Genomic DNA, 26977 nt, shown 5'->3' on the forward strand with positions numbered 1-26977 from the left:
TACCCCCAATATGAAATTAACAGTTAAGCAAGTTGATATCAGTAAGCCAAAAGAAAAGGACTACAAACTATTCGATGGAGGAGGTTTATATCTATTAGTTACAAAATCAGGAAGTAAATATTGGAGATTAAAATACCGTATAGATGGCAAAGAAAAGGTCCTAGCTATCGGTGTCTACCCAACCATAACTCTCGCGGAAGCAAGAAAGAAAAGGGATGACGCAAAACGGCAGTTATCTGATGGTGTTGATCCCAACAAGATAAAGAAGGATAAGAAAAGGGATTCAAAATTCGAGGGAAGCAATACGTTTAAAAGCATTGCTCTAGAGTGGTATGAGGGAAGAAAAGACCGATGGTCTGAAGGTTACCGCGATGACATGATGGAAGCATTTGAAAATGATGTTTTCCCATATATTGGAGATCGCCCAATAGCAGAGATTAAACCTCTCGAATTACTTGAAGTGCTTTCAATAATGGAGAAACGTGGTGTTACCGAGAAATTAAAGAAGGTGAGACAACGCTGTGGCGAGGTTTGGAAATACGCAATTATCACTGGACGAGCTGAATACAATCCTGCTCCTGACTTAGCTAGCGCATTTATTCCGCATCAGCGAGAAAATTACCCGTACTTATTAGCTGATGAGTTGCCTGAGTTTTTATCTTCAGTAGATAAGTACCAAGGAAGTCAGATAGTAAGAACCGCTTTAAACATTTTAATGCTTACTGGTTTAAGACCTGGAGAGTTACGAAAATCAGAATGGTCATTTATCGACTTTGAAAGTAGAACATGGAAACTACCAGAAAAAATAATGAAGATGGGGAGGGTTCATGTTGTACCAATGTCAGATCGGGTGATTTCTTTACTGCGTCAAATACAGCCAATAAGTGGCGATTACCAGTATATTTTTCCTAGCCGAACTAACCATAAAAAACATCTGTCCGAAATGGCAATAAATACAATGATTGGAAGAATGGGTTATAGAGGAAGGGCTACTGGTCACGGCTTTAGACACACCATGAGCACAATATTGCATGAGAAAGGATTTAATACAGCGTGGATAGAGTTACAACTTGCTCATGTTGATAAAAACTCTATCCGTGGTACTTATAACCATGCGCTGTATTTGGAGGGGAGAAGAGAGATGATGCAGTGGTATGCTGATTACATAGATGAACTGAGAAGTAAAAAGAAATAAAATTCAATTGAGGGTGCTTTCAGGGCAACGAGCATTATTAATTCGTTGCTCTATCCATTCATCCACTTCGCTTTCAATAAAACGAACCGAACGTGATCCTATTTTTACCTGCTTTGGAAACTCTCCTTTATCTATTAATTTGTAAGTCCATGACTTGCTATATCCCGTTCTATCTAAAACTTCATCTAAACGTAATAATTTATATTCCATCTTTCTCTTCCTTTTGCAGATTTCTGATGTATTGGCACATAACATCTTTGGTGTTGTACTTTGTGTGATTTAGAGGCTTAAACTTCGGTGTGTATTTATCGAGGATCTGAGTTGTTAGTTTGTCGTTGGGTATTCCATGGCTTCTGAGTTCGATTAAGCATTCCTTTGCTATTTGTCGTCGCGCGTTTTCCATTGCTTGTGCATTCATAGCCTTTGCCTTTTATTACGCAAAGTGACCATATATGGTTTACGACAGTTTTCTATTTCCACAGGATAGATATTCTTTCCTATCTTTATTTTGTGACTAACGATTATTCCTGTTCTATTGTATTTCTTTTTATGGGCTTCCAGTGCCTCATTAATAGCAATCCTTTCTATGGGCGTGACTTCATCGCGAATTATTAATCTCATAATTCACCTATGCTATTTTCCATTCACTTAATATTTTATTGCCGATATTAATTAATTCGTCTCTATCGACAGTATTAATTATCTTTCGTGGTTTGATATATGGTCGCCATATTAAAAGCATTGAGCCTTTATTATTACCGTTAACTGGTTTGTTTGTTCCTGCATTGATAAAAGATATTCTTCCTCCTGTAATTAGTCTCACTTCATCAACTGTTTCTAATGCAGAATTAAACCAACCGACAGAAGTATCAGCAGGAATTAACATCACGATAGGCTGTAATTGTTTTTTACATTGTTCGGCGGCTTTATTAATCCAAGGCTGAATATCTGAATAGGGTGGATTCACCCAAATAGCCCCGTAACTTTCCCAATCGCAATTTAACGAGTCGTCTTTTTCGGTGAGGTAATGAGAACAGAGAGCATTATTTTTATCGGCGGCAACATCTAAATAGAAACCGAATTCAGCGTCCAATGCTGTAAATAAAGGTAGGGGAGTTTGCCATCTATCACGCAATTCCTTTGGTGTATGGCTACCTCCGTAGTCAGCCTTCATTCTACGCATCCTTGATCATTAAGAAAGCTTCCATACATGCGCGTAGTGGGTTTTTATTTTCAGCTACATTCCATCCTGAGCCGCATTGCCAGATGTCATCTTTAGGATTCATTGCTATTTTATTTTCAATAATAATCGGCATGGCGTCTTCTGGATTATGGCAATAGTCAGTTCGATAAAATGAATTAAACATATCTTTGTCTTTTAGTGATTCCTCGCCATATAATTTAATAAAAACCGCTTTATTAATCTCGAAGTCAGATAGTTCGGTGTATTTATTCATTTTCTAATATCTCCTCTATCATGAGTTTAATATTAACTAAGTCCTGCTTTGTTATTGATATATCCCACGATGGAGATTTTAAGTTAAATTTATCTTTTATTGTCGGCTCAATTTCAAAACCTTCTTCTTCGTAGCCTTGTAAGTTCACATTATATTTATCTTTCATTCCATGCCTCACCACAAATAACTTCAACATCCCTCACTGACATTAAATATTCAGCACGTTTATTGCATTCCGATTGCGTGTATAAATCCTCAGATATTGGCACTGCATGATTGTTCATAATTAACAACAGGACGAATAACTTCATGTTTATTTTCTCTATATGCACATTTAAATATGTGAGCAATAACATCAACAGTCCAAGCATTGCCGTAGCATTTATATGACTGTGAATTTGAGACTATATTTTCACACCAACCATCGGGAAATGTTTGTAGTCTGGCGCATTCTGTAGGAGTTAATTTTCGATATTGCAGAGTGTTATTATGTTCCCACGAATTAGATGTGAGTGTTGGAGATTTTTCAGTGTGAATACCTCCATTGTTTTTCCCTCGAGGACGCTGATAGATTGCTACTTTCGGCTCTCTGTGCCCGCCTTGACATGTTGACAGTGTCGGGGCTTTTCCAGCATCAGAATAAATACGCTTTATCTGCTCATTGCCTTTGACATCAGAGGCGTTAGCAACATGAATTAACCCGTCTCTGGATTGCCTGATACTCTCTCTTGGCTCGCATGGTCTAAATACTATTTGCCGGCGACGTTTATTAAAGTATTCATCTTCACTTGCACCACATGCGTAATTGCTCATGATGCAATATGATTTTTCTCTATCAGTAATACTTTCATCATCAATAATATCTTTCAGCAAAATACCTTTATCTTCTGGCTGGCTAACTTCAAAATTAGTCCAGTAGTAACGCTGTCTATTTTGTGCTGATAATAACGAGCTATTAATAAGCGTTTTATTTACATAACCTAATGCACGCTCCGTATGTAATGTTATATATTCCTCAAATTCCTTTTTCATTTTTACATTTTCGAGCATGAATTTAGCATCTGGATTATTTTCTAATACATGACTCATTATTTCTAACGTCGTCCAAAATAATTTACCACGCTCATCCTTATCACCTAGTTGCTTTCCCGCAAGTGACCAACTCTGGCATGGAAATCCCGCAGTAACTAATCCTACACTTGACCAGTCAATATCCCACTCACGCCAATTATTAACATCACCTAATTGAATGTTATCTGGATAATGAAACTCAGATACTTTGTTAGCGAATTTATCTATTTCAGCGATGTAATATTTATCAAATTTAATTCCAGCTCGAGACAGCGCCAATCGCCCAGCGGATATTCCGTTGAACAGACTTAAATATATCATTTTGATTTCCTATGAATGTGCAGAACCCTGTATTAGCATGAGTAATACATATCCGATTATTTGCATGGTTGTTTAATCTAATTTATATAGCGGGGTTACTTTAAATGGTGAGCCATGAGATTGAAAATGAATATCTATATTTTCAGATGTAACAGCATCAGTAGTGAATTGCATTTTCTCATCATGAAATACAGGGTACATCCAAGCGACTGGTTGTAGATTGTTAATGTGTTCGATATATTCGCAAATTTTTATTAGCGTATCTAAATTAACATATGATCGTTCATGCCCAATGCTTAATACCTTAGCTTTATTTTTTAAATCAATCGCTAACTCCAATATCTCATCATTCATTTTTTATTTTCACTCCGTTGCTGATTAATATGTCTTCACATTTATCAATTCCATCAAAATAACCACTATCGTATTCGTTATGACAAATGCCTTTACGTTGTGGCAATTCAACCTCCAAACTCTCGCGTGATGCTTGCCACCAATGCCATGCTTGCCGAGTTGCTAGGTAATAATAATCGTCAGATTCTGAATCTATTTTAAATATGTCATCTTTATCTAATGTAGAATACTTTCTAAATTCTTCTTCAAACTGTCTCCTTGATTTATCCATCACTCCACCTTTCTATACCCAGCTTTGTATAAACGATTTGCGTAAACTAGAGCTTGAGCCATATCTACATCAAAATTACCGTCACGAGTAGTGGATAGGGTGTTAGAAATTTGATTAATTTCCTTTTCTTTAATTTCCTTACGCTTTTCATCTGCAATTTCCTTCGCTAAATCTGAGCAGTCGAAGCAAATATTTGCTGCTTTACCTTGGATTAAATTGTCCTTACTACCGCTTCCACCGCAAAAGTTGCAAACATTCCTAGGATCTGGTTCTGGCAATGTAAATTTCATAATTTGATTATGGTGTGTAAAACTATCCATTATTCATTCCTCTTCATTGCATCCCTGCGAGTTAAATCAAAAGATAATTAAAGCTGTCGCTAAAAATGCACCTTTAACATCTTTATTTGATGGATAGTAATATGCTGAATAACCATCACGAGGAACTGCTTTGTAATAACAAACATCAACGCGATCGCAATTAACCCATTCCAATTTATCGCTTTCACAAATAATGTTTTCTTTAATTGCAGCGTCGATAACTTGCTCTTTGGTTTGACTGCCTCGCATCATCAAAATAGTTTCGTTATTAGAATTTAGTAAATCTACTGTTTGCTTTTTCATATCTACCTCCTGTTTGATCCTGTTTGTTCTACTCAATTTAAGTTAGAGTTTAATGCTCTTATAGAACTTAATTATCTCTAAGCATTTAGGACAGCTAATGCCACCTCTGATAATATCCTTTGTTTTGTATGTGCATTCACTAGCATGTTCACCAAAAAATTGACCAGAACATAAAACCTTGAAATCATCATTAAATGGGTCTATTGCGTGCCACAGTGGTTCTTCTTCTTCGCCATCTTCATTAGTTAAAATCATCACGAGCGTATTCATATCATCCACCTATGCGCGTAGCTGTTCTGATACGTTGGTAGATTTCGTGTGCTTGAATTCTCTCTTCGCCGATATCGCAAGCACAGAAATATTCATAAGCTGTTTTTTCAGCTTCTCGATGGGCTTTAAAAAACTGTTCTTTTAATTGATATCTTGAAGAGCGTAACCAAAGACAGATGGGTCCATCTTCACTTTCGTATATGGCTCCAACAAACCAACCTTCACCAGGAGGTTCTGTTGGCATCCAAGCTGATACATTAGGGTTACCGTGAGTAAAATAGTTCTGGAAAACAGGTGTATTCTCTCCGACATCTTCACTCATATAAATACAGCGTTGCTCTAATTGGTTATCCGTTACCCACTGCATAATTTCATTACTATCTTCGGAATATGGCAGTTTTGAATGAGTCCAATAACCATTTTCATCATATTCTACAAATTCTGGAGTAATTGACATAAAGCCTCCTAAATCACATTAATAGCGTGACGTGGATACATGAGCCCAATCGGCGCAAAAGGAATATCATCTTCAAAATCAATCGGTGGCTGATTCTGTGGTGCTTGATTACTCGGTGCTTGTTTTGGTGCTTGCGGTTGCTGTGGCTGTCCCCATCCTTGATTCTGCTGTGGCTTCTGGCTTCCTGCCTGATTACCACTGTTACCGCCTAGCATCTGCATTGTTCCACCAATATTGACCACTACTTCTGTTGTGTATCGGTCTTGCCCGCTTTGGTCTTGCCATTTTCTGGTTTGCAGAGAACCTTCTATGTATACCTGACTTCCTTTTCTTAGATATTCACCTGCAATTTCTGCTAATTTGCCGAAGATGCATACACGATGCCACTCGGTTTTTTCTTTCATCTCACCGGTTTGTTTATCACGCCACGATTCCGATGTGGCTAGTGTGAGATTTGCTACTGCGCCACCACTCGGCATATAACGAATTTCTGGATCCTGCCCCAAATGACCAATGAGAATACATTTATTCACGCCTTTACTTGCCATTATGCAGCTTCCTTAAGTTCTTTAATCCGAATGCCTGTTACGTGTTCACATTCCTTTTGTGATTCAGTTCCAGCCAATGCATTCCATGCTTTTTTATACTCATCCATGATTTGTGATTGGTTCGTTGCTGCACTAAGGAAGTTCGTGTAATCAGCTAATATCTGCTCTGCCGTCCGTGGCGCTACGTTATGAACTTCCGCATCTGCATCAATTGCGGTTTCTTCTGTTGGAATACAGAACGCCTGAAATGCCGCGTATTTATATGCAATTGACATGGCTTTGTTTGTCGCTTTATCGCCGCTATCCATAGCTTCACCATAAGTCACTACCGTGTGTTTACTGCCGTCTTCCGTGGCGACAAAATCAAACTCAGCCTTAACCACAACGTAGAATAACTGACCACCTCTTTGCGTTTGTCTTTCCGTGACTGTGCGTTCAATGATCCGTGGAAGAATAAGCAATCCATGCTTAACCAAAGCCGGAGCAAGAGCGTTATATACCGCATCAATTCCTCTGAACATAAACCCTTGCTGTTGGTTTTTGCTTCCTTTCTTTATTCCTGTTTCAGCCATTTCCTTGGCTACATTACTAATCGCTTTATATACAGCAGTCATATTAATCTCCCAAATGCTGACCCGGTCGGCGATCGGTTCCGTAGTAATCGACTTCAAATTTATTACTCGGTGCAGAATTCCTTTCTGCATCACGTAACGCTTGAATATGTGGAGGAATAGGAGGGTGATTTTTTGATGCGTCCAAGTTCATATGTAGTAGCTCCATTGCTAGTCGCTTTTCTCTCTCCTTCACGCTCGTATTCGGCAAATGCCCCTCAATCATTGCAATAGCTTGAGCCAGAGCTTCCTCTCTGTTTTTTGCTAATGACGGTGATGTTAGGCGAGGGTATTTATCGGTAGGGTATGAGTTAGAAACGTTCATTGAAAATCTCCTGCAAAGTCCTTTGTTGGTATCGACAGTCCTTGTCGTCCTAACACTTCCGTTTGATACATAAATTCATCGTGTTCGCGTTCCTGTGATTCTTTACGCTTCCTGCGTAATTCTTCTAACCATTGTTGACGCCTTGTCATGCAACCCTCCTGAAATACAACTCATTGAGTATCTTTGCGACTACTTCCCCTCGCCCTGAGAGATGAATAGCTGCTGCGAGTGACTTTGCGTCATACTGATTAATGATGTAATCAACGACTTCTGATGGCTCTGGTTGGTAATATTGAGTAAGTTCCCTGAATGATTCTGTTTCAATGCGGACATCGTTAAGATTCTGAAAGGCTATTTCCGTGCCATTATTTCGGTTTCTACTTGTCATATCTGCATAGGTGTAACGTATGGTCAGTGACATACTTTCCTCCTGTAAGCCATCTTCTGTAGTTGGCTAGCCAACCGCCAGACATCCTTGTTATTAGTTGAGACGGCTATCCTTGCCGCCTGACGAGCAAGCTGTAAAAAAGGAGTAGTGATACGCACCGCCATGCAATCACGCATAGTGATGTAATATTCTGATTTCATTGTTACCTCGCTAGGTGAGCGATAGGGTGGTTATCTGGTGTTGGTGCGGTGGGTTACTGTTGATGTATTTCTTTGATATCTAATTCCGTGATGTTTGCTCTGCTGATTAAAACTCCAAATAAATACATGTGTTCGGCACAATCACCTTCATCTTCTACTTCAATATCCTTTTCCCAAGGTTCGCCATTCCATTTGCAAGTTACTTTGAACATTGGCATATCATACTCCCTCCGTTATTAACTAAATACGATGCTAGTTGCTTTCGTTTTGTAGATATCCAGTTCCATCGCAGCATTCGCAAATTCTCAATGGAGAATGGATAATTTGCATAACTTCAGACAAATAGTTATCAATCATTTCTTTTAATTCCCACTCGTTGCTTGCAGAGAATGACTTAATTGCTGTGTAGTTTTTGTAATTTTCTTGTTCGTGTGTCATTTCATAAATTGAAACTTCTTTAGATGTAGCTGTTTTAAAGTACAGCTTCTCTCTTTGCTTTTTTGTTCTTGCGAATACATCCCTATAAGAATAAGTGTGAGGTTTAAGCAAAGGAATAATCTTTTTAACTTCAAAGCAGAAATCATAATCACTTGTGATTCTTGCTATTTTTGTATCAATGTTATTGATGATATGTTGGCGAACCAAATCATACATTTCCTTTGATGATATTTTGCATGGACTATTTGACCGAACAGGTTCGGGAGTGACTATGCAATCTATTAGGGAGTGTTTTATGTTTTGATTTGTTACTGAATACTTCTCATCTGAAAACCCAACTCTTTTAATTGCAGGGTAATTAAACTCAGGTGATTTTTTAAAGTTTTCCACTTCGCAAATGATGTTGAATTTAACGTTAACTTCAACAGAGTAATCAGGTTTAACGTCATACTTTAGTGAGTAAAGTGAGTCGATAATATCGCCATCATAATTATCACAGTCACCAATCGCTATTTCATTTGGTAATTTATCGCTTGCCAGTTCAGGGTTCTTTAATTCATACCTCTTATTTTCTCTCTCACCTGAAATTACCTTCTCTACTTTTGATGGGAATTTTCCAATCGAGTACCAGTGGGTATGGAATGTTTTAACTGGACTCATACCATCAAACAGAAGCTTATCTAAAATTGTTTTATGATAATCAAAGTCATAGCCCTTGGTTGCTGTGCAGTCGGTTATGAAACACTGACCAGCATCTGTTTTTATAATTTCAATTTCTATCGGCTTACTTTCCATCTCTATCTCCTATCTATTAATCAACTCACCACAGCCCACAGAATGGACTGTAATTAGTTAACTGCGCGCCAGAACATATGCTATTTTTTCAAGCTCAACACCTAGGTCATGAGACATCTTGCTAATGAATTCACCACCTTTGAAAGTTGAACTCATTTGATTGTTAAACCAGTCTTTAAGTCCTGTAAATGCAGGCGCTTCATCAGGTTCGGATATTACAGTTGCGGCATTAGCAACCTCTCCACATATGGAGCACTGTTTGTATGAGTCAGGTTCGCCATCCCATATTCCAGATGAATATAGGTATTTCTCGCCCTTTAGTATCTTTCTATGGCATTCACAGCACTTATGATCTTTCCTTGCTGTTCTATAAACTTGATTAAATGCTTGTGGTAAATCACACATATTCATCACCTCGCCGTAACCCCGAACTCACTGCTCGGCTGTTTTGTTTTAACTCCTGAAAATACTGCTACATTAGGTAAGCAACAGTTATCTCCACTTGGATAATGCTTTGTTGGTTTGAGAGAGAGAACAGGGCGTTCTGGTTTCTCAACGCCAAATATTGAATCCCATATTTCTTCCACTGAGCGACTTCTCATAGCTATCTTTCGAGCCAAAAACTCACCTTGCTTTCTGCGTCTGCGAATTTTTGAGTTCTCTTTAAAAGTTATTGTTGCCATATTTGCCTCCTAAGTGATCTTTGGTGATTGGCGGTAGGTGCTGATCTCCTACTTGTGAACAGTCCCAGCTACTTTACTGGTTGCCCACGCCTGCTAGCATTCAGCTGCTAATCAGCCTTAGCATTCACCAATCCCAAAAACCACTCAGTGGTTGCTCTGAAAATTTATTCTGAGCTTTCCTAATTGTAAAAGAGCGAACATCCTGTTTATCTATGGCTCCTTGCCTTCGATGAGTTATATATTGAACCAATAGTTCACATAAATCAAGAACCAAAAGTACAATATTTTATTATCATAGTGAACTTTTAGTATATTTTGTTGTTTTTAAAAGGTATTTATTTTTTTGTAAATATTTAAAATTAGATCTTAATCACTAATTTATTTAGGCGGGATGAAAAAAATCCCTCATATAGAGGGATCAAATAAAGGGCGTGAGGTTAGTATGATGTGCAGTTAACGGTAGAGCCTAATTTTGTACAGTTCGTTGTTGTTACTGGTTTCTTATAAATGTTTTGCTGTTGTTGCCATAGTAACAGGCTTTGTTGTGCTGATATCGCTCTAATAGCCGAAGCTCCATTATCTTGTCTTATTTTTTCTGGCCCATATTCAATAAGAGAATTATTTTTAAATATAAACTTATAGTCGGCTTTATCATAAGACCAACCAGACATAAGCCTGTTAGCATAAATTAATATTTCATAATCATTGCTTGACGCATTCCCATCAGGGTTACCCATTATTGATATAACATTGTCTTTACTCATCCCAGAATGTATTGATGATATTTTTTCACCTGTTACACAGCCTGACAAAGCAATGATAATAATTAGAAAAATTTTTCTCAAAGCATCCTCTTTTTAATGATTAAAAGTTAGACAAATCGCATCATCATTTGAACTACAACACCAATAATTTTACAGTTACCATTTATAGTAATTGCGGGGTAAGCTGGGTTTAACGCTTTAAGATATTTAGCTCCATCCAAGACAAGTTTTTTGAATGTTGCTTCATTTGTATCAGTAAGTTTGGCTATTACTAAACTTCCATTTATAGGCTCTCTTCCTGTATCAACAAGGACTAATGAACCTTCAGGAATACTGACTCCTGTTGGTGCCGTCATTGAATCACCTTCAACTTTAAGCCAGAAAGCAGATCCTTGAACAGCTACTTCAGACTCGTACCATTCATCGATCTCACTAAGCGTATATGGCTCACATGCTTCTGTCCAATTACCAGCCTGAACAAAACTAATTACAGGGTATTTGGGGGCTGGTCTATAAGGTCTTGGATTACTAACATTTGCATTATTTACACTTTCCTGACCGTGTTGCAACCAGACTATATCTACTGAAAGTAATTTAGCTAGCTTATTCATCACTTCCTGTCTTGGTAGTGATTCGGCATTAAACCACTTACTGACGGCCTTAGTGGTTACGCCAAGTTTGTTAGCTATTTCTGTCGCTTTGCCATGGTCATCAAAACCAGCATCTCTTGAAGCCTGCGCAAGCCTCTTGGCAAATGATTCACGCACGTTATTAATTTGTACCATACGTTCAATAATAAACATCTTGAAAGGAACTGTCAGTTCAACTAATATATGTACTGAAAGTTCATTAAGGAGACTTCTATGCACGATTTAAGGGAACCAATTAAACAGATTGGCGTTGCAGAAGTAGCAAAGGCATGCGGAGTAAGTGAGCGAGCTGTTTATAAATGGATTGATAACGGTTTTCTACCAAAAACAGAGTTCTTTGGAAAAACCAATTATGCAAAAACAATCCAAACCCTATCCAAAGGGAAAATAAAAGCTGAAGACTTACTAGCCATTAGCCAAAAAAAATTACTTGCTGCTTAGTTTCACCCGCTCTTTAACATCATTAACCCGCTCAGAGTAAATTCTCAGAGCAAACAATCCGCTCATATGGAATGAGCCACGGATCATTACTTCCCAATATGGGAAGTAATCTAAGAAGGAATTTAACAAATGGAATACGGAAACACATGCAAAACAGTTCGCGACAAACGAGCTATTGAATTTAGAACACGTCATTTAGTTAGTAACGCACTTCAAATATTGCGAGATGGGGATCAGCGAGAAATTGCACAAGCCACATCACGCTCAGACTCGACTATCTCAAGAAGAATCCAATCTATTGATGGTGTATGCGAAATGCTTGCTACACGTCGCGTAGTTGGTTTTGTCAGGGAAGGAGAGAAAGTTATCACTGATGCAGACTACAAACTCTATTTAGAAAATATGGCTGAACTATCGAGATTAAAACTTCAGGTCCATGCATATGAAAAAGCCTCAATTGCGGGAACAACTGAGGCCTTTAGAGAAGAACAATTGGGTCTGTTCTACTAACAAATACACTGTATCAATAACCAGTAATTACGACAAGGGGAATTTAGGTTTCTCTTGTCTGATACAGCTAATTAATGGAGTAATTATATATGAAATTAACAAAGAAACAAAGACATGGAGGTTGCCAGGTATGAGCGTTGGTCACTTAGGTGAAATGAAGCTTAATCGTGATAATCCTGTTCCAGAAGCTCTACCTAGTAATTTTAGAACTGAGGGATGGGTTTATGTCTTAAGCAATGAATACATGCCAGGCATCTATAAAGTTGGCATGACAACTATCTCGCCAGAAAACAGAGCTAAAGAGCTATCCTCCGCAACTGGTGTTCCAGACAAATTTAAAGTTGAAGCATCTTTTTACTCTGAATGTCCTAGTAATGATGAGTCTGAGATTCATGAGTATCTATCTGAATACAGAATTAATGATTCTAGAGAGTTTTTTAAATGTGCTCTTGAAGACATTGTAGATACATGCTCCGAAGTTTGCCTGGCCAGAGTGGGAGACGATATCGCTGATATAGCGGATTCATTCGACATTATTTGTACACATAACTTGGATGAATTAAGGCTTGGTGATCTATTCGAATCATTAGGATTGAATATTTTTGGTTGCAAGCTTTCTGCTGCTGAAAGGTTAATAAGATTAGCAGCTCAACTATTACACAATAAATTTACCGATCAGCACTCTCTATATTTTACAGAAGATACTGCATACCTAGTAAAAAGCACCATGGGGAAGCAATACGATGAGTATCTAAAAAATGAAGAGGAAGCAAATAATAGTCATAAATTAGCAAATAAACCGGAGGTACCTTTCTAATGGCCAGAGCAAGAAATATTAAACCAGGCTTTTTTACCAATGACGACCTTGCTGAATGTGATCCATTTGCACGAATCCTATTCGTTGGTTTATGGACTATTGCAGATAGAGAAGGTCGCTTAGAAGATAAGCCACGTAAAATTAAAGCAATGGTTTTGCCATACGATGACGTTGATTGTGAAAAATTACTCGCACAACTACACAGTAAAAACTTTATTACCAGATATGCAGTAGATGGAAATGAGTTTATTCAGATTAATAACTGGAAGAAACATCAGAACCCTCACGTAAAAGAAGCGGCTAGTGAAATACCAGAACAAGTAATGCAACCTACTGAAAACAAAGGAGCACCAGAAAAGCACCATACAAGCACAGTGCAAGAATCAGAAGAGCATACAACAAATCCTGCTGATTCCCTTAACCTGATTCCTGATTCCCTTAACCTGATTCCTAATAACACCCAAGCCGAAAACACGGCTTGTCCTAGCGAGTCAGAAAATCAATCTGCAAGTATTCACCAAATGTCTAGCAAGTATGCATTCGAGGGAGAGGTGATCCGCCTAAACCACAAAGACTTTGCTGAATGGCAATCGCTGTATTCAAACATCGACTTGGTGCATGAGCTAAAACGACTAGATATCGAGTTCAGAGCCGCTAAGCCTAAAAACTGGTTTATCACTGCAAGCCAGAAGTTAAATTACCAAAACAAGAACTCAGGTAATTCATGGAAAGCCACGCCGCCTAAGCGAGCTGTAAACGAGAATTTTGCATCCAAGGACTACGGTAAAACGGATGCGCCAACATGGATGAATTAAATCATGAGCCTATCAGACAAAATCGAGCAAATTGAAAGGCAGCTTGAAAATCTAAGTAAACCGCCAGCAGAAATACCAAACACCGAAGTAACGATTGTTGAATTAACCTGCGCTAAGCATGGCGCATATCAAGCCAGAACTCGTTCAAGTAAAACCGCGATATCAATTCCATCGCGACCAACACCTTGCCCACTTTGCCTCATGGAAGAACTAGAAGCCTTGAAGATCGAACAGCGTGATTCGGATATTCGTTTCAAGAAGAAACTCACTGAGAAACTGCTTGATGATCTGCATGTTCCAGAGCGCTTTAAATCTTGCACACTGGATAACTACGAGGCTGTGAACAAGGATGCTCAATACAATCTCAATGTCTGCAAAGCCTACGTTAAAAAATGGGAAGATCGCCTAAAAAATGGCGGTGGTTTAGTGATGTGCGGAAAGCCCGGTACCGGTAAAAATCACCTGGCATTAGCAATAGCGAAAAGTGTTGTTGAGGATTATCAAAATTCTGCGCTATTCACGACAGCATTACGAATTGCAAGAAAGTTTAAATCCACTTGGAGTAAGAATTCTACCGAAACAGAATTTGAAGTTATTCGGATTTACACAAAACCAGATTTGTTAATCATTGATGAAGTTGGTGTGCAGTTCGGCTCTGAGGCAGAAAAGCTAATCCTGTTTGAAATCATCAACACTCGTTACGAGAAGATGAAGCCAACAATCCTAATTAGCAACCAAACCAGAGAGGAATTAGGTACATTCATTGGCGAGCGAGTTATTGACAGGATGAATGACGGCGGTGGTTGTACGTTGGCTTTTACATGGGATAGTTACCGAACAAGAAAGCAAGTTGCTTAACACGCAAGAGGATTTTTAGATGAGAGGAACATTGTTTCACAAAGATTATCCGTATCCAGATTTAGACTACTGCTACAAAAATTACGATAAATTAATTGATAACCAGCAGTGGATAAATAACCCACTCATAAATATTTCAGAAACCCCGCTTAAAATTAAAGTTACCCCACTGAGAAGAAAATTGGATAAATGCTTTCCAAGGGGCAAAGCATATATGCGAGTTAGCAAGTGTGAGTTTATGGCTAGCAATTAATCGAGGTGTTGAGTGATGAAAGGTTTAAATTTCAAGAATCAAACAGATCGTGGGGAGCATCTAATGCAGGGAACTAATTGGGTTAATTTTGAAGCAGAAAAACCGCCAGTATCACATACAGAATTGGTTATCGAAAATAAGTCAGGAAAAAAAATTGTTGCCAGATATTTATCTGGTGACTGTTTTGGTGGTGATCTTGGTTTTTATGATCACTACGACAATCCAATACGTGGTTTTAAGTGTGTTAGGTGGCTGGCATTGCCAGAGGGTGAATGATGATAGAGAACAAAAAAGGAAAAGTTAATTACTTCGTCTTGAAGTGCCAATTGTTGAAATTCACAGGGCATTATGCAGACAGTGATTATATGGAAAGTATCGCCAGTGAAATTCTAGATAAATACGATATCTATGAAAAGAAACAGTATCGAGAAACTACACTAATTCAGCGAATTAACCATATCTGGGTAATTCCAATTTTCATGATTTGCATTGTTCCTCAATGGTTAATCACTGGTAGCACTGGCGTTAGGCCATCAAGCAGAGTAGGCAAGTTGGTTAACTGGCTAATAGGTAGACCATAGCAGCATGGAACAGGAGAGCTAACAGTGACAAAGAAACAGCGTGAAAAGTTACGGATGCTATTTGGTGGGCGGTGCGAGTATTGCGGTTGTGAGTTACCAGAAAAAGGGTGGCATGCGGATCATATAGAGCCAGTTCTACGCGGGCCTGATTTTATTGTTGATAATGATAAATCGGAAAACGTCGTTCCAGCGTGTGCGCCGTGTAATTTATTCAAGAAAACATATTCGATTGAGGATTTTAGACACGAGATTAAACAGCAAGCAGATAGAGCTAGATTGTATTCAGTTAATTTCAGAACAGCGGAGCGGTTTGGGTTGATTGAATTAGTCGATAGGCCCGTAGTTTTCTGGTTTGAGCAGTATCAGCAGGAGGTTAGTAGTGGGTGAACTAAAACCTTGCCACCACTGCAGATCAGAAAAACTAGAGGTCATGCAGGTATTCTGCAACTCCTTTGTTCAATGTAAGCACTGTGGCGCAAGAGGCCCTATTGCTGAAAATATGGAATTAGCGGTCAAGTGTTGGAATGCACGAGGTAATTATGGAGAACTTCTGTCTACACGAATCAACGAAAAAGCTATTTGATAACAACGTAATCGAACTACTTAAATCCCACCAAAAACTCAGTGTCACAATCAAGCCATACAAGCCCAAAAGAAGCCTTTCTCAAAACTCATTAAGCCATGTTTGGTACAAAGAAATTAGCGACTACTTGATTAAGTCAGGTCGTGAGTTCTGTACTGAATCGTGGGTGAAGGAAAGTTTAAAGGCCACTTACTTGGGGTTTGAGGCAACTGAATACACCGATGTGTTAACAGGCGAAAAAACGCAACGAGAGACACTTAAGCGCACTTCAAAATTAGATAAAGGGGAAATGCATCACTTCTTACAGAGAGTTGAGGCATGGGCTTCGCAGTTCGGTTTGATACTAACTACTCCAGAAGATAGCGAGTATATGAAATTGAAAAGGGAACAGGATGAATAATTATGGCTAGAGATAACTTTCCAATAGAAAACGCAATCACAATTATCAAATCCGTAAGGCATTTAGAGTTATTTGACACCAAAACAGCTCTCTTAATGACAGGTTTAACGATCAACCAATGTCGAGAAACAATCATGCATCTCAAAAAGATAGGAGCAATAAGAAAGTCTGATAAAAGTGCGTGGAAGTTTGTCGTTTGTGATAACGCGATACAGTTAATCAAATCATATGCTGGCGATAGAGAAGAGGTAAAAATAGTTAGACAGAAGGCGAGAGAGTTTAAAACTCGGCCCATGAAGTTTGTGAAAAAGGCAAACACGGCAGGCATGGGTAATCCGATGTTGATGAAAATAGACTCGTTACTCAAAGGAGTCCGTAATGAACTGCATGTCATGCAATAGACAGCTAACAGATGAGGAAATTTACGTGTGTGATGAGTGCGTAAATGAATATCCACATCTTGAGGTGATGGAAATAGTGAAAGGAGAGGGAGATGCAGAAGCTAAGGCGACGGCGCTGTAAAATATGCCGAGAATGGTTTCACCCTAAATATGACAATATTGAATGGTGTTGCCCAGAACATGGATTTGAATTATCCAAACAACGAAGAAATAAAGACAGAGAAAAAGCGATAGCAAAACTTAAAAAGGAGCAAAGAGAAAAGGAAGTTAAAGCAAAAGATAAACTCAAAGTCCGCAAGTTAGCAGTAAAACCCCTCTCATATTTCATCAAACAAGCACAGACCGCATTCAACGCATACATCCGTGAAAGAGATAAAGACCTCCCGTGTATCAGTTGTGGTCGTTTTCACGAAGGTCAGTATCACGCAGGACATTATAGAACGACAAGAGCAATGCCAGAGTTGCGTTTTGATGAAGATAACGTCCATAAACAATGCGCCCCATGTAATAACCATCTATCGGGAAATATCGAAAATTACACGCCTCGACTAATAGAAAAAATTGGTCAAGAGCGTTTCGATCGCCTAATGAGTTCTCATGAGTTGCCAAAGTGGAAGCGCGAGGATTATGAGCGGATACGTGATCACTATCGAGCAAAGTTGAAGGAGCTGAAAGATGAGGAGCGATAAATACAAAAGCCTACTAGTTGCTATTACTGTGGCAAGACGGTTATCCAGAGAGTCACTAAAAAGGCAAAGTTTTAGCGTGGTTCAGCTACCTATGGGCATCTTATCAGTATTGGTTACTAGCGATGCAAAGCGTAGGAAGAAATCTATTGTCTACTCAGTAAGTGGCGATGGTCATCACACAGTATTACCGGAGGCGAGATGAGACTTGCAGATTTACCAAAATATTTTTCACCAAAAAGCATTATGTTTAGTGACTCTCCATCTGCAACAGCGACTGATAATCTAACAATCACTGATGTAATGGCCTCGCTTGGTTTGGCGACCTCTAAAGCGAGAATGGGGATTGAGTTGTTTTTGGCGAAACAAGGGATCAATCAACCAACTGAAGCAGTGGAGAGTATTCATCAATATGCAATAACTCAGGCTCACAAATATAGTGCTATTGGAAAGCTTAGTGAGAATGATAGAGGAACACTTCTGCAAATACTCGCAAATTATGCATTTCAGGATTATGCAAGAAGCGCAGCCAGTAAAAAGGCATGCCCTGATTGTGACGGTGGATTTATTGAGGTAGAGGTATTCACCACTAAACAGCACACCCACTTTGCAGCTAAAGAAATTATTAAATTCAACAAGAAGATGGGAGTGAAAATAACTCCATCTGACTATTCAAAATACAGGGAGATTAGAGAAAAAACTAAGGTGATTTGCAAAACCTGCAATGGGAAAGGGGAGGTGAGTCACTCGTGCCGATGTAATGGCAGGGGTGAAACTTTGGATAAGGTGGAAACAAAAAAACAAGGAATTCCAGTTTTTAAAACTTGCCCTAAGTGTTCAGGTCGTGGCTATTCAAGATTGCCGGCAGAAGATGTTAGGCGAGAGATATGCTCACAATTGTTTGAACTGCCAGAAACAACCTGGCGTAGAAACTTTAAACCATTCTACGAGATGTTGATTCAGGAGTGCTTTAAGGAAGAGGCTAATGCAGAAAAAGTTCTACAAAATGTAACAAAAAGAGAAAATGAATATATAAATTAGCTTGTGAGTAGAAATAAGTTGATCTTTTGGCGGAGATGGGCTATCGTGATTCTAACGATGAGTTATTGCCATTTCGTTAACGTTAAAAGAATTCAAGACCTCGCTTCGGCGGGGTTTTTTGTTATCTGGAGTTTGTATGTATGACGAATTCGAAGGGTTCTAAATATCCAACTAGGGCTGACTTGGCTAAAGCTAAACCCTACGCCGAGCGCGATAAATTGTCAGAAGAAGAGCGCAAAGAAAGGAGTCGGAAGTTTAATGATTCTCTATTTTTCGGCAATGGGTATCTCAAACTTTAATTCCCCCGAATTCGAGGGTGTTACCTTCATTGATGAGGGTAACATAGTTTAAGTTATTGATATTTATCCAGAGTGCTTATTTGCATTGTGGTAATCCAACCATCCGGAATTACCGGATAGTTCACATTCAGAAGATCGCTTAGGCGGTCTTTTTTCGTATATGCCGACCACAGAATCAATCACAACACCTCACATTCACACAAGAGCTGTGAGTCGGCGTTCTATTAACTAATTCCTCCAAATAGGGGGTGAGTATGAATCATATGAAAGAAAACCCCGATTTATGGGCTCAAATGCTTAACCTCATCGTTATGAATAAAGAACAGGGAATTAGTGCAATTCTAGCTGGCTCAATGGCAGTTCTTCGAGGTCGATACAATGGCGGTGGATGGGGCAAGACTCTTATTGACGGCTTGATGTGTGCATTCTTCGCTTGGTTTGTAAAAGACCTATTAACTCTTCTTGGTATTAATCACGAGTTGGCATATCTAGCTAGCGTGTTTATTGGGTATGTCGGTGTTGATGCGTTAAGTAAAATTATTAAAGGCAGGGCGGGGGTGAAAAGTGAGTAAGTTTAGATTAAGCAGACGTAGCGAAGAAAACCTCCGTGGCGTTCATCCTGATTTGGTTAAGGTAGTACATCGAGCATTAGAAATTACCGATATTGATTTTATGGTGATTGAAGGTAAGCGTAACGAAGCCCGTCAACGACAATTAGTTGCAAGTGGTAAAAGTCAAACAATGAATAGTCGCCACTTAACTGGCCACGCTGTTGATTGTGCTCCTCTGGTAAATAACCAGATCCCATGGAACGATTGGTCATACTTTAAAAAAGTCGCTGATGCCATGATGCAAGCGGCGAAAGAGTTCGGCGTCGATATCGAATGGGGCGGTAACTGGAAAACATTTAAAGATGGCCCTCATTTCCAATTAACCCATAAGACATATCCAGCATGAACACGCTAACTAAGGTATTGGCTGGACTACTGGCAATATCCGCATTCTGGCTATGGTGGGTAACAGATGATTACGACAAATTAAGTAAAGATTACAGCGCAGCAACCAATCAGCTATCTCGTCAGCAAGCCATTACAGAAAACGCCAACCGCACATTCAGGATTATCAATAATGTCTCATCGACTAATAGCGAAAAGCGGAATAGGTCAGCCGTGGATTCTGAAAAAGTTAAAACGGTTATCAAAACTGTTCTTATCAATAATGATTGCGCCAATACTGCTATTCCTAATGACGCTCTTATCAGGATGCACGACTATTCAGAAAGAATACGTGCCAGTGGAACATATAGCGATACCGGCACACCTAACCGCTGATTGTCTATTGCCATACATACCCGAACAAATGACATGGGGAGAATCCTTAATGTTAAATATCTCCCTGTTATCGGTTATTGAGCAATGTAACTCAGACAAGAAAGCAATACGGGAAATTGAACAACAACGACAGGTGATGAAATGAATCAAAAAAATGAATCTGAATTTGACGCAGTAGTTAAACCAATAATGAAGTATCTTGCAGAAAACTATCATCCTCACGTTAAGGTTGTGGTAGATAGCTCCACCGCAGAACTCGTTGAGGTTCATAACTCAATTTCTACAGATGAATTTATCAAAGATTAATAACGAGCCTCGCAATAGCGGGGTTTTTTAATGGCTTCTTCGCAAATAAGTGAGGTGGTCCATATCTTGCTGACGGGTAAGCCGTAAGTGACCAAAGTAACGTAGTGATACGTGATGATGGTTGCGAATAGTCATAATGATTTACTCCATTCTTCGCTAATAGATATATAGCGTACAAATTTAGTGTCACGCCCGACACACATAAACCAAAGAACCTTTCAGGATGAGCCTTGAGGATAATCAGCAGTGGTCTGGTTAACCCTCTTTGGGCTGGTTACTCCTGGGCGCAAGGTTCATCTCTAAAAGGAACTAACTATGAAACACTTAATCAAGAAATCAGGTAATCAACCAGTAGTAACAACTGACGTCATCGCTAATGAGTTTGGAAGAGATCACTTCCGAGTGATGAATAGTATTGAATCGTTAATTGCATCTCAACATTTAGGAGCCTCCGATTTCAGAGCCTCCTCTTATGTTACTAAACAGAAAAAAGAACTCCCTTGTTATGAACTAACTGAGCGCGGGTTTCTGATCGCGATGCCATTTATTGGTGGGGAGAAAGCAAGGGATGGGCAAGTTAGACTAGTTGATAGTTTTATTCAGTTCCGTGAAAAAGCAGCGAAAGAGGCTAAAGTTCAAATAGAGCGCAACATTGCTCGAATGGAATATAAGCCAATGACCGATGCTGTGAAAGAAAGCAAGATCCAAGAAGGTAAAGAACCGGCTCATTATCATTTCAGTAATGAAGCTGACTTAATTAATCGCATAGTGCTTGGTGTATCGTCTGCAAAATTCAGAAAAGACAATGACATTGGCAAAACCGACCCAATTCGTGATTATCTTTCACATCAGCAAATCCATGCAATAACCGAACTACAAAGAGCTAACACAGTGTTTATCTCGATGGGGTGGGATTTTGAGCAACGAAAGGATGAATTAACTAAGTTGTTCAATAAAAACCATAAGCAACCATTACTTGATGAGATGCATAGATTAGCAGCGTAAAATTGCGCTTTGCTTATAAATCAATAAATTACCGATGCACTAAAAGTTGCATCACATGAATAAGCCCTAGTGGCCTTTTTTATTTAAGGAATGGATATGGCACTGACAGTTAAGCAAGAAAAATTCTGTCAGGCATACGTCGAAACAGGTAATGCGTCTGAAGCTTATCGAATGGCGTATGCCACAGATAAAATGAAGGCAACCTCAATAAACTCAAAAGCGTATGAATTGTTGAATAACGGTGAGGTTACGGTGAGGGTTGCGCAACTTCAACAAGAGCACCGGACAAAGCACGACATTACCGTTTCTGATTTACTTAAAGAACTGGAAGAGGCTCGGCAAAAAGCACTATCCGCAGAAACACCGCAAGCATCAGCAGCAGTGGCGGCAACAATGGGAAAAGCTAGATTAACCGGCTTGGATAAAGTTGTTATCGATCTAACCGCTGACGTGAAAGTCGAGAATCGTTCTATCAAGGATATATTCGATGGCTAACCCTTACTTTAAACCATTTGCAGTAAGTGCCCCTTATAAGGTGGCTTATGGTGGTCGAGGTAGTGGTAAATCATACTTCTTTGCGGAACTAGCTATTGAAGTCGCGCGCAGAATCAAAACAGTTATTTTGTGTACTCGTGAGTTTCAGGGTTCGATTAGTGACTCAGTACATAAGTTGCTTTGTGAAACCATCGATAGGTTAGGCTACACGAACGAGTTCGAGATACAAAAGAACACAATTATTCACCTTGGCACTGGCGCTTCATTCGTATTTGCTGGTATCAAAAATAACGTCACTAAGATTAAATCAATTCAAGGTGTAGGTATTTGCTGGATAGAAGAAGCTGAGGCGGTAGTCAAAGATTCATGGGAGGTATTACTACCCTCCATTCGTGGTGATAAAAACGCTGAGATATGGGTAAGCTTCAACCCGAAGAACATTCTTGATGACACTTACCAGCGATTTGTTGTTAAGCCGCCAGAGGGCGCAATAGTCCTCAAGGCAAACTACGATGTTAATCCCCACTTTTACGACACACCACTTCCTAAGCAAATGGAAGAGTGTAAAGAACGTGATCCTGAGTTATACCGCCACATCTGGCTTGGTGAGCCAGTAGCCGATTCCGCACTAGCAATTATCAAGCCTGCATGGATTGAGGCGGCTGTCGATGCGCATATCAAATTAGGATTTGAGCCAAGAGGTAAGCGAATTGTCGGGTTCGACGTTGCTGATGATGGTGAAGATGCTAACGCAATAGTACTTCGTCATGGTTCAGTTGCTTTATCTGTCGAAGAGTGGCGAGGTCAAGACGTCATATTTAGCGCTGACAAGGTCTATGCTGATGCGGTTAAGAATAACGTAGATACAGTTATCTATGACTCAATCGGCGTTGGCGCTGGCGTTAAGGCTCAATTTAACCGCAAAGATAATCGCATTGTTACTGTCGGGTTTAACGCAGGAGCTTCCGTCGAGAAGCCAGAAAGCAACTATAAGCCAGGCAAAACAAATAAAGATATGTTCTCCAATTTGAAAGCGCAGCAATGGCAATTAGTTGCTGATCGCTTCTACAACACTTGGCGAGCTATCGAGCATGGCGATAAATTCACTGATGACCAGTTAATCAGCATATCCAGTGAGATGAAAGATATCGAATATCTCAAAGCCGAGTTATCACGCCCTCAAGTCGATTATGACAGTAACGGGCGCGTAAAGGTTGAGAGTAAAAAGGATATGAAGAAACGCGGCATACCAAGCCCCAACAAAGCCGATGCGTTCATTATGGCGTTCTCTAACGCTAAACAACCATTCCGTATTCCAGACGAGATACTCCGATGAGCAAGAGTAAAAAAACACAACAGCCTGTCGGAAAACAACCGTTCAGGATTAAAGATATTGATTTAGAAAAAGCTTCCACATCAGGTGAAGAGAAGAAATATGCTCACTTCGAGCGATATGAGCCATTGCCGGGTGTAGTTCCTGAATCTAAAAAGGAAGCTGTATTTGCAATGGATGCCACGCCATACGACATGCTTAATACGATGTCGATTGGTGATGAGTATTCAGGGTTTCGTGGATATCCACAGTTAGCGGCAATGTCTCAGCAAGTAGAATACTCAAACATGCACAGTGTATTCGCTGATGAGATGACCCGTAACTGGATTGAAGTTAAAAGTCGTAAAGAGGGTGATCCTGATATTGAACTGATGGAAAACGCACTCGTTAAATATGATGTAAAGCGATTAATTCACGATGCGGTTAAGCAAGACTCTCAGTATGGTGTTGCTCATGTTTACATTGATGCTGGCGCAAAGACAGATAATGAGTTGGAAAAGCCTTTATTCTTAGACCCAAGGAAGATACCAAAAGGATCACTAAAAGGCCTTAGAGTTGTTGACCCAACTTGGATTTATCCTGCCATGTACAACACGCAGTGGCCGTTAGCTGATGATTTCTATAAACCAAGCGCGTGGTTTGTTATGGGAAAAACAGTTCATGAATCAAGGTTTATGGATATTGTTAGTCGCCCAGTGCCAGATATTCTCAAGCCGTCCTACAACTTTGGCGGGTTATCTCTCACTCAGTTAATGGAGGATTACGTTGTTGACTGGCGTGATGCTAAGAAAAACGTAATTAAGATACTACGCACATTGAGAATGAGGGCGCTTAAAACTGATATGGATGCGCGGTTACAAACGCCGGGCGAGTTCGATAAGCGCATCAAGATGTTTACGCAATATCAGGATAACTTCGGTGTTTGGGTAATAGATACAGGAGAGGATTTAATTCACATGCAAACTTCGCTAAGTGAATTATCCAATCTGCTATCAAACTATCAGGATCAACTCTGCATTCCTTCGCGTATTACCAATTTAAAACTCCTAGGGAACGCTCCAGCAGGTTTAAATGCTTCTGGTGAGTCAGAGTTATCAACGTGGCATGAAACAGTGTCAGGGTATCAGGACGGAAATCTAAGACGACCTTTAGAGAACATCTTCAAGATTATCCAACTTTCAGAGTTTGGAGAAATAAAAGAGGATATTTACTTTGAGTTCAGGCCGCTCGATGAAATTAGCGAAAAAGAACGCTCTGAAATCACGAAGATTCGCGTTGATGCTGTGGCGGTTGCTGCTGACAGCATGTTGGTTAACTCAGAGGAAGCTAGGGATGCTCTCAAGGGTATAGAGGGTGCTGGTTTCGAAAACTTGGATGGTGATTATGAGCCAGAAGACAACGAGACTGAAGCCTATTAACTATAATGCTGGCAATATCAAGTGGTACCAAAGGCAGTTGCTAGCCGAAATTAGAGAAATGAACGATGAGGTTAGGCGCGAAATAGTTAACGCTATTCGCAGTAATCCTCTCGCTCAAGATTCTAATTTAGCTATGGATGCTAATCCTGTTACTTTTATCAAAAGGTTGCTTGATTCTCTAGCAAGGAAATGGGTTGACCGATTCATTAATAAGGCACTTCCAATATCAGATGAGTTAATGGATAAAACGCAAAGCGCAGTCGATAGAGGTTTATTGGCTGCTGCTCGGCGTGAATCTATGACTATTAATATGCAATGGACTGACGCCATGTTGGAGAGGCGTGAGGCGATCATTGCTGAGAATGTTTCTCTTATCCGCTCTATCCCTGAGAAATATTTTACTGAAGTAGAAGGCATGGTGTATCGCGCCGTTGCTCATGGCGGTGATAGAAAAATACTTGCTGATGAAATAGAGCGTAACTTTGGTAAGCGTCACGGTATCACGCGGCGAAGAGCTGAGTTTATCGCTCGTGACCAAACACGCAAGGCAACAAGTGCGTTATCGGCAGCAAGGCAACAAGCTGCTGGTATCGTTGAGGCTGAGTGGGTACATAGTGGCGGTGGCAATAAACCCCGTCATAGTCACGTTAAAGCAGGTCGGGAAAGAAAGCGATTTAAGCTATCTGAAGGCTGCTTGATTGATGGCGAATATATTATGCCCGGTCAATTGCCTAATTGCGGTTGCGTGTGGCGACCCGTGCTGCCGTTCTAATAACAGATCACCTCGGTGGTCTTTTTTTATGTCTGAATAAAGGTAAACCATGAAAGATGTGAAATTTGCCTTTGATAAAGCAAGCGTCAGGACTTACGACGAAGATGGGATGATGCACGTTGCATTAACACCGATCAGTAAATCCAATGTCTGCATCTACTATGGCAAGGAAATACCCAACTCCGAAGAGTTAGGTTTAGAACCAAATAAAGCCTATCGACTACTACGTGATCCAGAAGAGCTCAAGAAAGCCGTCAGTACATTCAATAATAAGCCTGTACTCAATAAACACATCGGCGTAACCGTGATTGACCCACCAAAAGACGCAATTGTCGGCTCTACTGGAGAGCGTGCAGAGTTCGATGGTACTTATCTTAAAAACTCAATGGTTATTTGGGATCTGGACTCAATTCTCGGAGTGGAGACGGAGAAGCAAAAAGAAATTTCCTCATCTTATCGTTATCGACTTGATTTGACAGCGGGAGAGTATGAGGGAGAAACATACGATGGCGTAATGCGTGACATCGTTTGTAACCATGTGGCCATAGTGCCAAGTGGTCGGGCAGGCCCCGACGTATTTGTTTATGACTCGAAACCAATAGGAATCAAACTGATGTCAAAATTAGAAAAACTTTGGGCGTATTTGCTACCTAAATTAGCTAGCGATGCAGATCCAGATGAAGTTAAAAAAGAAGTCGGAAATGTCATTAAAGATGAAGCTACACAAGCTGAAAAAGATAATGAGTCCGAAGCAGAGCGCTTAAAGCGCGAAGAAAAAGAACTCAAGGAGCGTGAAGCGCGAGAAAACAAAGATCGCGAAAAAGACCGCAAGGCGGAGGATAACGACAATAGCAAAGATGATAAGTCCAATAAAACCGCTAATGACAACGATGACGACAAAAAAGCCAAAGACAACAAAATGGCTATGGATGCCGCCATTAGCGCCGTAGAGCGTAAATTTATGGAGTTACGTCAAGCCGAGCGTGATGTTCGCCCTGTTGTTGGCGAATTAGCTTGCGATAGTGCAGAAGATGTTTATCGAACAGCACTAAAGCAAATGGGCTGTGAAGATTACGCATCAATCCCTGCATCAGGACTGCGTTCTGTTTTCAATGCCTACTCAAAAGTGCCTACGATGGCTCAAGACTCCGCACCTATTGCGGCATCCTCTCGCGATAATGTTCGCAAGTTCTTTGATGGAGATAAATAAC

Annotated in this window: 48 protein-coding genes; 25 read left to right on the forward strand and 23 right to left on the reverse strand. The window is 39.9% G+C overall.

The features are described from left to right. The first annotated feature begins 10 nt into the window (after window positions 1-10). Window positions 11-1195, forward strand: a complete 1185-nt coding sequence (locus LW139_RS06755) for a tyrosine-type recombinase/integrase (RefSeq protein WP_247851204.1) — start codon at window positions 11-13, stop codon at window positions 1193-1195. Between the two features lie 3 nt (window positions 1196-1198). Here LW139_RS06755 and LW139_RS06760 read toward each other — a convergent pair whose 3' ends face one another. The 23 genes from LW139_RS06760 to LW139_RS06870 form a co-directional block, all read right to left on the reverse strand. Continuing rightward, window positions 1199-1405 carry a helix-turn-helix transcriptional regulator gene (locus LW139_RS06760; RefSeq protein ID WP_247850819.1) on the reverse strand — a complete coding sequence of 69 codons (207 nt, stop codon included), beginning with the start codon at window positions 1403-1405 and terminating at the stop codon, window positions 1199-1201. A gap of 204 nt (window positions 1406-1609) precedes the next feature. Further along, window positions 1610-1816, reverse strand: coding sequence for a DUF4060 family protein (locus tag LW139_RS06765; protein WP_247850821.1), 207 nt, complete (start codon window positions 1814-1816; stop codon window positions 1610-1612). A 7-nt stretch (window positions 1817-1823) separates the two neighbouring features. Then, the gene (locus tag LW139_RS06770) at window positions 1824-2369 is read right to left on the reverse strand and encodes a phage N-6-adenine-methyltransferase (protein WP_247850823.1); all 546 of its coding nucleotides are present in this window, start codon (window positions 2367-2369) and stop codon (window positions 1824-1826) included. A gap of 1 nt (window position 2370) precedes the next feature. Further along, window positions 2371-2652, reverse strand: a complete 282-nt coding sequence (locus LW139_RS06775; RefSeq protein WP_247850824.1) for a phage protein NinX family protein — start codon at window positions 2650-2652, stop codon at window positions 2371-2373. Beyond that, entirely contained in the window at window positions 2645-2818 is a 174-nt protein-coding gene (locus tag LW139_RS06780; protein WP_247850826.1) for a hypothetical protein, read from the reverse strand. The genes LW139_RS06775 and LW139_RS06780 overlap by 8 nt, the downstream gene beginning before the upstream one ends. A gap of 89 nt (window positions 2819-2907) precedes the next feature. Further along, window positions 2908-4044, reverse strand: coding sequence for a DNA (cytosine-5-)-methyltransferase (gene dcm / locus LW139_RS06785; RefSeq protein WP_247850829.1), 1137 nt, complete (start codon window positions 4042-4044; stop codon window positions 2908-2910). Between the two features lie 72 nt (window positions 4045-4116). After that, window positions 4117-4398 carry a hypothetical protein gene (locus tag LW139_RS06790; RefSeq protein WP_247850831.1) on the reverse strand — a complete coding sequence of 94 codons (282 nt, stop codon included), beginning with the start codon at window positions 4396-4398 and terminating at the stop codon, window positions 4117-4119. Then, a complete protein-coding gene (locus tag LW139_RS06795; RefSeq protein WP_247850832.1) occupies window positions 4391-4669 on the reverse strand; it encodes a hypothetical protein in 279 nt (92 codons plus the stop codon). The genes LW139_RS06790 and LW139_RS06795 overlap by 8 nt, the downstream gene beginning before the upstream one ends. Next, window positions 4669-4989: a ClpX C4-type zinc finger protein gene (locus tag LW139_RS06800; RefSeq protein WP_247850834.1), complete on the reverse strand. Its 321-nt coding sequence runs from the start codon at window positions 4987-4989 to the stop codon at window positions 4669-4671. The genes LW139_RS06795 and LW139_RS06800 overlap by 1 nt, the downstream gene beginning before the upstream one ends. 36 nt (window positions 4990-5025) lie before the next feature. Next, a complete protein-coding gene (locus LW139_RS06805) occupies window positions 5026-5292 on the reverse strand; it encodes a hypothetical protein (protein WP_247850836.1) in 267 nt (88 codons plus the stop codon). Window positions 5293-5334: 42 nt separating this feature from the next. Next, complete coding sequence (locus tag LW139_RS06810) at window positions 5335-5562, reverse strand: hypothetical protein (protein ID WP_247850837.1); 228 nt, start codon at window positions 5560-5562, stop codon at window positions 5335-5337. A gap of 1 nt (window position 5563) precedes the next feature. Then, complete coding sequence (locus LW139_RS06815) at window positions 5564-6019, reverse strand: hypothetical protein (protein WP_247850838.1); 456 nt, start codon at window positions 6017-6019, stop codon at window positions 5564-5566. Between the two features lie 8 nt (window positions 6020-6027). Continuing rightward, window positions 6028-6567, reverse strand: coding sequence for a single-stranded DNA-binding protein (locus LW139_RS06820; RefSeq protein ID WP_247850839.1), 540 nt, complete (start codon window positions 6565-6567; stop codon window positions 6028-6030). Next, window positions 6567-7181, reverse strand: coding sequence for an ERF family protein (locus tag LW139_RS06825; protein ID WP_247850841.1), 615 nt, complete (start codon window positions 7179-7181; stop codon window positions 6567-6569). The genes LW139_RS06820 and LW139_RS06825 overlap by 1 nt, the downstream gene beginning before the upstream one ends. 1 nt (window position 7182) lies before the next feature. Continuing rightward, window positions 7183-7503 (reverse strand): hypothetical protein, encoded by a 321-nt coding sequence (locus LW139_RS06830; protein WP_247850843.1) that lies wholly within the window; start codon window positions 7501-7503, stop codon window positions 7183-7185. Beyond that, complete coding sequence (locus tag LW139_RS06835) at window positions 7500-7652, reverse strand: hypothetical protein (protein ID WP_247850844.1); 153 nt, start codon at window positions 7650-7652, stop codon at window positions 7500-7502. The genes LW139_RS06830 and LW139_RS06835 overlap by 4 nt, the downstream gene beginning before the upstream one ends. Beyond that, complete coding sequence (locus tag LW139_RS06840; RefSeq protein ID WP_063693270.1) at window positions 7649-7924, reverse strand: hypothetical protein; 276 nt, start codon at window positions 7922-7924, stop codon at window positions 7649-7651. The genes LW139_RS06835 and LW139_RS06840 overlap by 4 nt, the downstream gene beginning before the upstream one ends. Window positions 7925-8144: 220 nt before the next feature. Beyond that, window positions 8145-8309: a hypothetical protein gene (locus LW139_RS06845; RefSeq protein WP_247850845.1), complete on the reverse strand. Its 165-nt coding sequence runs from the start codon at window positions 8307-8309 to the stop codon at window positions 8145-8147. 34 nt (window positions 8310-8343) lie between these two features. After that, the gene (locus tag LW139_RS06850) at window positions 8344-9324 is read right to left on the reverse strand and encodes a hypothetical protein (RefSeq protein WP_247850848.1); all 981 of its coding nucleotides are present in this window, start codon (window positions 9322-9324) and stop codon (window positions 8344-8346) included. Window positions 9325-9381: 57 nt separating this feature from the next. Next, window positions 9382-9729 carry a hypothetical protein gene (locus tag LW139_RS06855; protein ID WP_215941767.1) on the reverse strand — a complete coding sequence of 116 codons (348 nt, stop codon included), beginning with the start codon at window positions 9727-9729 and terminating at the stop codon, window positions 9382-9384. Window positions 9730-9734: 5 nt separating this feature from the next. Then, window positions 9735-10007 carry a hypothetical protein gene (locus LW139_RS06860; RefSeq protein ID WP_247850849.1) on the reverse strand — a complete coding sequence of 91 codons (273 nt, stop codon included), beginning with the start codon at window positions 10005-10007 and terminating at the stop codon, window positions 9735-9737. 437 nt (window positions 10008-10444) lie between these two features. Beyond that, on the reverse strand, window positions 10445-10852 hold the full coding sequence (locus tag LW139_RS06865; RefSeq protein ID WP_247850851.1) for a hypothetical protein: 408 nt from the start codon (window positions 10850-10852) through the stop codon (window positions 10445-10447). Between the two features lie 26 nt (window positions 10853-10878). Next, the gene (locus LW139_RS06870; RefSeq protein WP_247850852.1) at window positions 10879-11574 is read right to left on the reverse strand and encodes a LexA family protein; all 696 of its coding nucleotides are present in this window, start codon (window positions 11572-11574) and stop codon (window positions 10879-10881) included. A 60-nt stretch (window positions 11575-11634) separates the two neighbouring features. On the opposite strand from LW139_RS06870, the gene LW139_RS06875 reads away from it, so the two are divergent. The 24 genes from LW139_RS06875 (at window position 11635) to LW139_RS06980 (ending at window position 26976) form a co-directional block, all read left to right on the forward strand. Beyond that, window positions 11635-11862 carry a helix-turn-helix domain-containing protein gene (locus tag LW139_RS06875; RefSeq protein ID WP_109391285.1) on the forward strand — a complete coding sequence of 76 codons (228 nt, stop codon included), beginning with the start codon at window positions 11635-11637 and terminating at the stop codon, window positions 11860-11862. Between the two features lie 129 nt (window positions 11863-11991). Beyond that, on the forward strand, window positions 11992-12372 hold the full coding sequence (locus LW139_RS06880) for a hypothetical protein (RefSeq protein ID WP_247850854.1): 381 nt from the start codon (window positions 11992-11994) through the stop codon (window positions 12370-12372). A 130-nt stretch (window positions 12373-12502) separates the two neighbouring features. Next, window positions 12503-13189 (forward strand): GIY-YIG nuclease family protein, encoded by a 687-nt coding sequence (locus LW139_RS06885; RefSeq protein WP_247850855.1) that lies wholly within the window; start codon window positions 12503-12505, stop codon window positions 13187-13189. Beyond that, window positions 13189-14004, forward strand: coding sequence for a hypothetical protein (locus LW139_RS06890; RefSeq protein ID WP_247850857.1), 816 nt, complete (start codon window positions 13189-13191; stop codon window positions 14002-14004). The genes LW139_RS06885 and LW139_RS06890 overlap by 1 nt, the downstream gene beginning before the upstream one ends. A 3-nt stretch (window positions 14005-14007) precedes the next feature. Beyond that, window positions 14008-14862 carry an ATP-binding protein gene (locus tag LW139_RS06895; RefSeq protein WP_247850859.1) on the forward strand — a complete coding sequence of 285 codons (855 nt, stop codon included), beginning with the start codon at window positions 14008-14010 and terminating at the stop codon, window positions 14860-14862. A 316-nt stretch (window positions 14863-15178) separates the two neighbouring features. Then, window positions 15179-15391 carry a hypothetical protein gene (locus LW139_RS06900; protein ID WP_247850861.1) on the forward strand — a complete coding sequence of 71 codons (213 nt, stop codon included), beginning with the start codon at window positions 15179-15181 and terminating at the stop codon, window positions 15389-15391. Further along, the gene (locus tag LW139_RS06905) at window positions 15391-15696 is read left to right on the forward strand and encodes a hypothetical protein (protein WP_247850862.1); all 306 of its coding nucleotides are present in this window, start codon (window positions 15391-15393) and stop codon (window positions 15694-15696) included. The genes LW139_RS06900 and LW139_RS06905 overlap by 1 nt, the downstream gene beginning before the upstream one ends. A gap of 54 nt (window positions 15697-15750) precedes the next feature. Continuing rightward, on the forward strand, window positions 15751-16083 hold the full coding sequence (locus LW139_RS06910) for an HNH endonuclease (protein WP_247851205.1): 333 nt from the start codon (window positions 15751-15753) through the stop codon (window positions 16081-16083). 43 nt (window positions 16084-16126) lie between these two features. Next, a complete protein-coding gene (locus LW139_RS20685) occupies window positions 16127-16279 on the forward strand; it encodes a hypothetical protein (protein WP_432652205.1) in 153 nt (50 codons plus the stop codon). Further along, window positions 16236-16679: a recombination protein NinB gene (locus LW139_RS06915; RefSeq protein WP_247850863.1), complete on the forward strand. Its 444-nt coding sequence runs from the start codon at window positions 16236-16238 to the stop codon at window positions 16677-16679. The genes LW139_RS20685 and LW139_RS06915 overlap by 44 nt, the downstream gene beginning before the upstream one ends. Window positions 16680-16681: 2 nt before the next feature. Beyond that, window positions 16682-17080 (forward strand): hypothetical protein, encoded by a 399-nt coding sequence (locus tag LW139_RS06920; protein ID WP_247850864.1) that lies wholly within the window; start codon window positions 16682-16684, stop codon window positions 17078-17080. Window positions 17081-17172: 92 nt separating this feature from the next. After that, window positions 17173-17769 carry a recombination protein NinG gene (locus LW139_RS06925; RefSeq protein ID WP_247850866.1) on the forward strand — a complete coding sequence of 199 codons (597 nt, stop codon included), beginning with the start codon at window positions 17173-17175 and terminating at the stop codon, window positions 17767-17769. Window positions 17770-17967: 198 nt separating this feature from the next. Further along, complete coding sequence (locus tag LW139_RS06930; RefSeq protein ID WP_247850867.1) at window positions 17968-18807, forward strand: antitermination protein; 840 nt, start codon at window positions 17968-17970, stop codon at window positions 18805-18807. Between the two features lie 553 nt (window positions 18808-19360). Then, window positions 19361-19678: a phage holin, lambda family gene (locus LW139_RS06935; RefSeq protein ID WP_109409565.1), complete on the forward strand. Its 318-nt coding sequence runs from the start codon at window positions 19361-19363 to the stop codon at window positions 19676-19678. Further along, window positions 19671-20063 (forward strand): M15 family metallopeptidase, encoded by a 393-nt coding sequence (locus tag LW139_RS06940; protein ID WP_215941846.1) that lies wholly within the window; start codon window positions 19671-19673, stop codon window positions 20061-20063. Before LW139_RS06935 ends, LW139_RS06940 begins: the two co-directional genes overlap by 8 nt. Further along, window positions 20060-20437: a DUF2570 domain-containing protein gene (locus LW139_RS06945; RefSeq protein ID WP_247850869.1), complete on the forward strand. Its 378-nt coding sequence runs from the start codon at window positions 20060-20062 to the stop codon at window positions 20435-20437. The genes LW139_RS06940 and LW139_RS06945 overlap by 4 nt, the downstream gene beginning before the upstream one ends. After that, window positions 20352-20582, forward strand: a complete 231-nt coding sequence (lysC, locus tag LW139_RS20690; RefSeq protein WP_432652206.1) for an Rz1-like lysis system protein LysC — start codon at window positions 20352-20354, stop codon at window positions 20580-20582. The genes LW139_RS06945 and lysC overlap by 86 nt, the downstream gene beginning before the upstream one ends. Next, window positions 20579-20743, forward strand: coding sequence for a hypothetical protein (locus LW139_RS06950; RefSeq protein WP_196572648.1), 165 nt, complete (start codon window positions 20579-20581; stop codon window positions 20741-20743). The genes lysC and LW139_RS06950 overlap by 4 nt, the downstream gene beginning before the upstream one ends. 315 nt (window positions 20744-21058) lie before the next feature. Continuing rightward, complete coding sequence (locus LW139_RS06955; protein ID WP_247850871.1) at window positions 21059-21748, forward strand: Rha family transcriptional regulator; 690 nt, start codon at window positions 21059-21061, stop codon at window positions 21746-21748. A 96-nt stretch (window positions 21749-21844) separates the two neighbouring features. Continuing rightward, window positions 21845-22243, forward strand: a complete 399-nt coding sequence (locus LW139_RS06960) for a terminase small subunit (protein ID WP_196571439.1) — start codon at window positions 21845-21847, stop codon at window positions 22241-22243. Next, window positions 22236-23579: a PBSX family phage terminase large subunit gene (locus LW139_RS06965; RefSeq protein ID WP_247850873.1), complete on the forward strand. Its 1344-nt coding sequence runs from the start codon at window positions 22236-22238 to the stop codon at window positions 23577-23579. The genes LW139_RS06960 and LW139_RS06965 overlap by 8 nt, the downstream gene beginning before the upstream one ends. Beyond that, window positions 23576-24994 (forward strand): phage portal protein, encoded by a 1419-nt coding sequence (locus LW139_RS06970; RefSeq protein ID WP_247850875.1) that lies wholly within the window; start codon window positions 23576-23578, stop codon window positions 24992-24994. The genes LW139_RS06965 and LW139_RS06970 overlap by 4 nt, the downstream gene beginning before the upstream one ends. A gap of 58 nt (window positions 24995-25052) precedes the next feature. Further along, entirely contained in the window at window positions 25053-25766 is a 714-nt protein-coding gene (locus tag LW139_RS06975; RefSeq protein WP_247850876.1) for a phage head morphogenesis protein, read from the forward strand. A gap of 49 nt (window positions 25767-25815) precedes the next feature. Then, window positions 25816-26976, forward strand: a complete 1161-nt coding sequence (locus LW139_RS06980; protein ID WP_247850878.1) for a DUF2213 domain-containing protein — start codon at window positions 25816-25818, stop codon at window positions 26974-26976. Window position 26977 lies beyond the last annotated feature (1 nt).

Source organism: Proteus vulgaris (assembly GCF_023100685.1).
In the GTDB taxonomy this organism is placed as follows: domain Bacteria; phylum Pseudomonadota; class Gammaproteobacteria; order Enterobacterales; family Enterobacteriaceae; genus Proteus.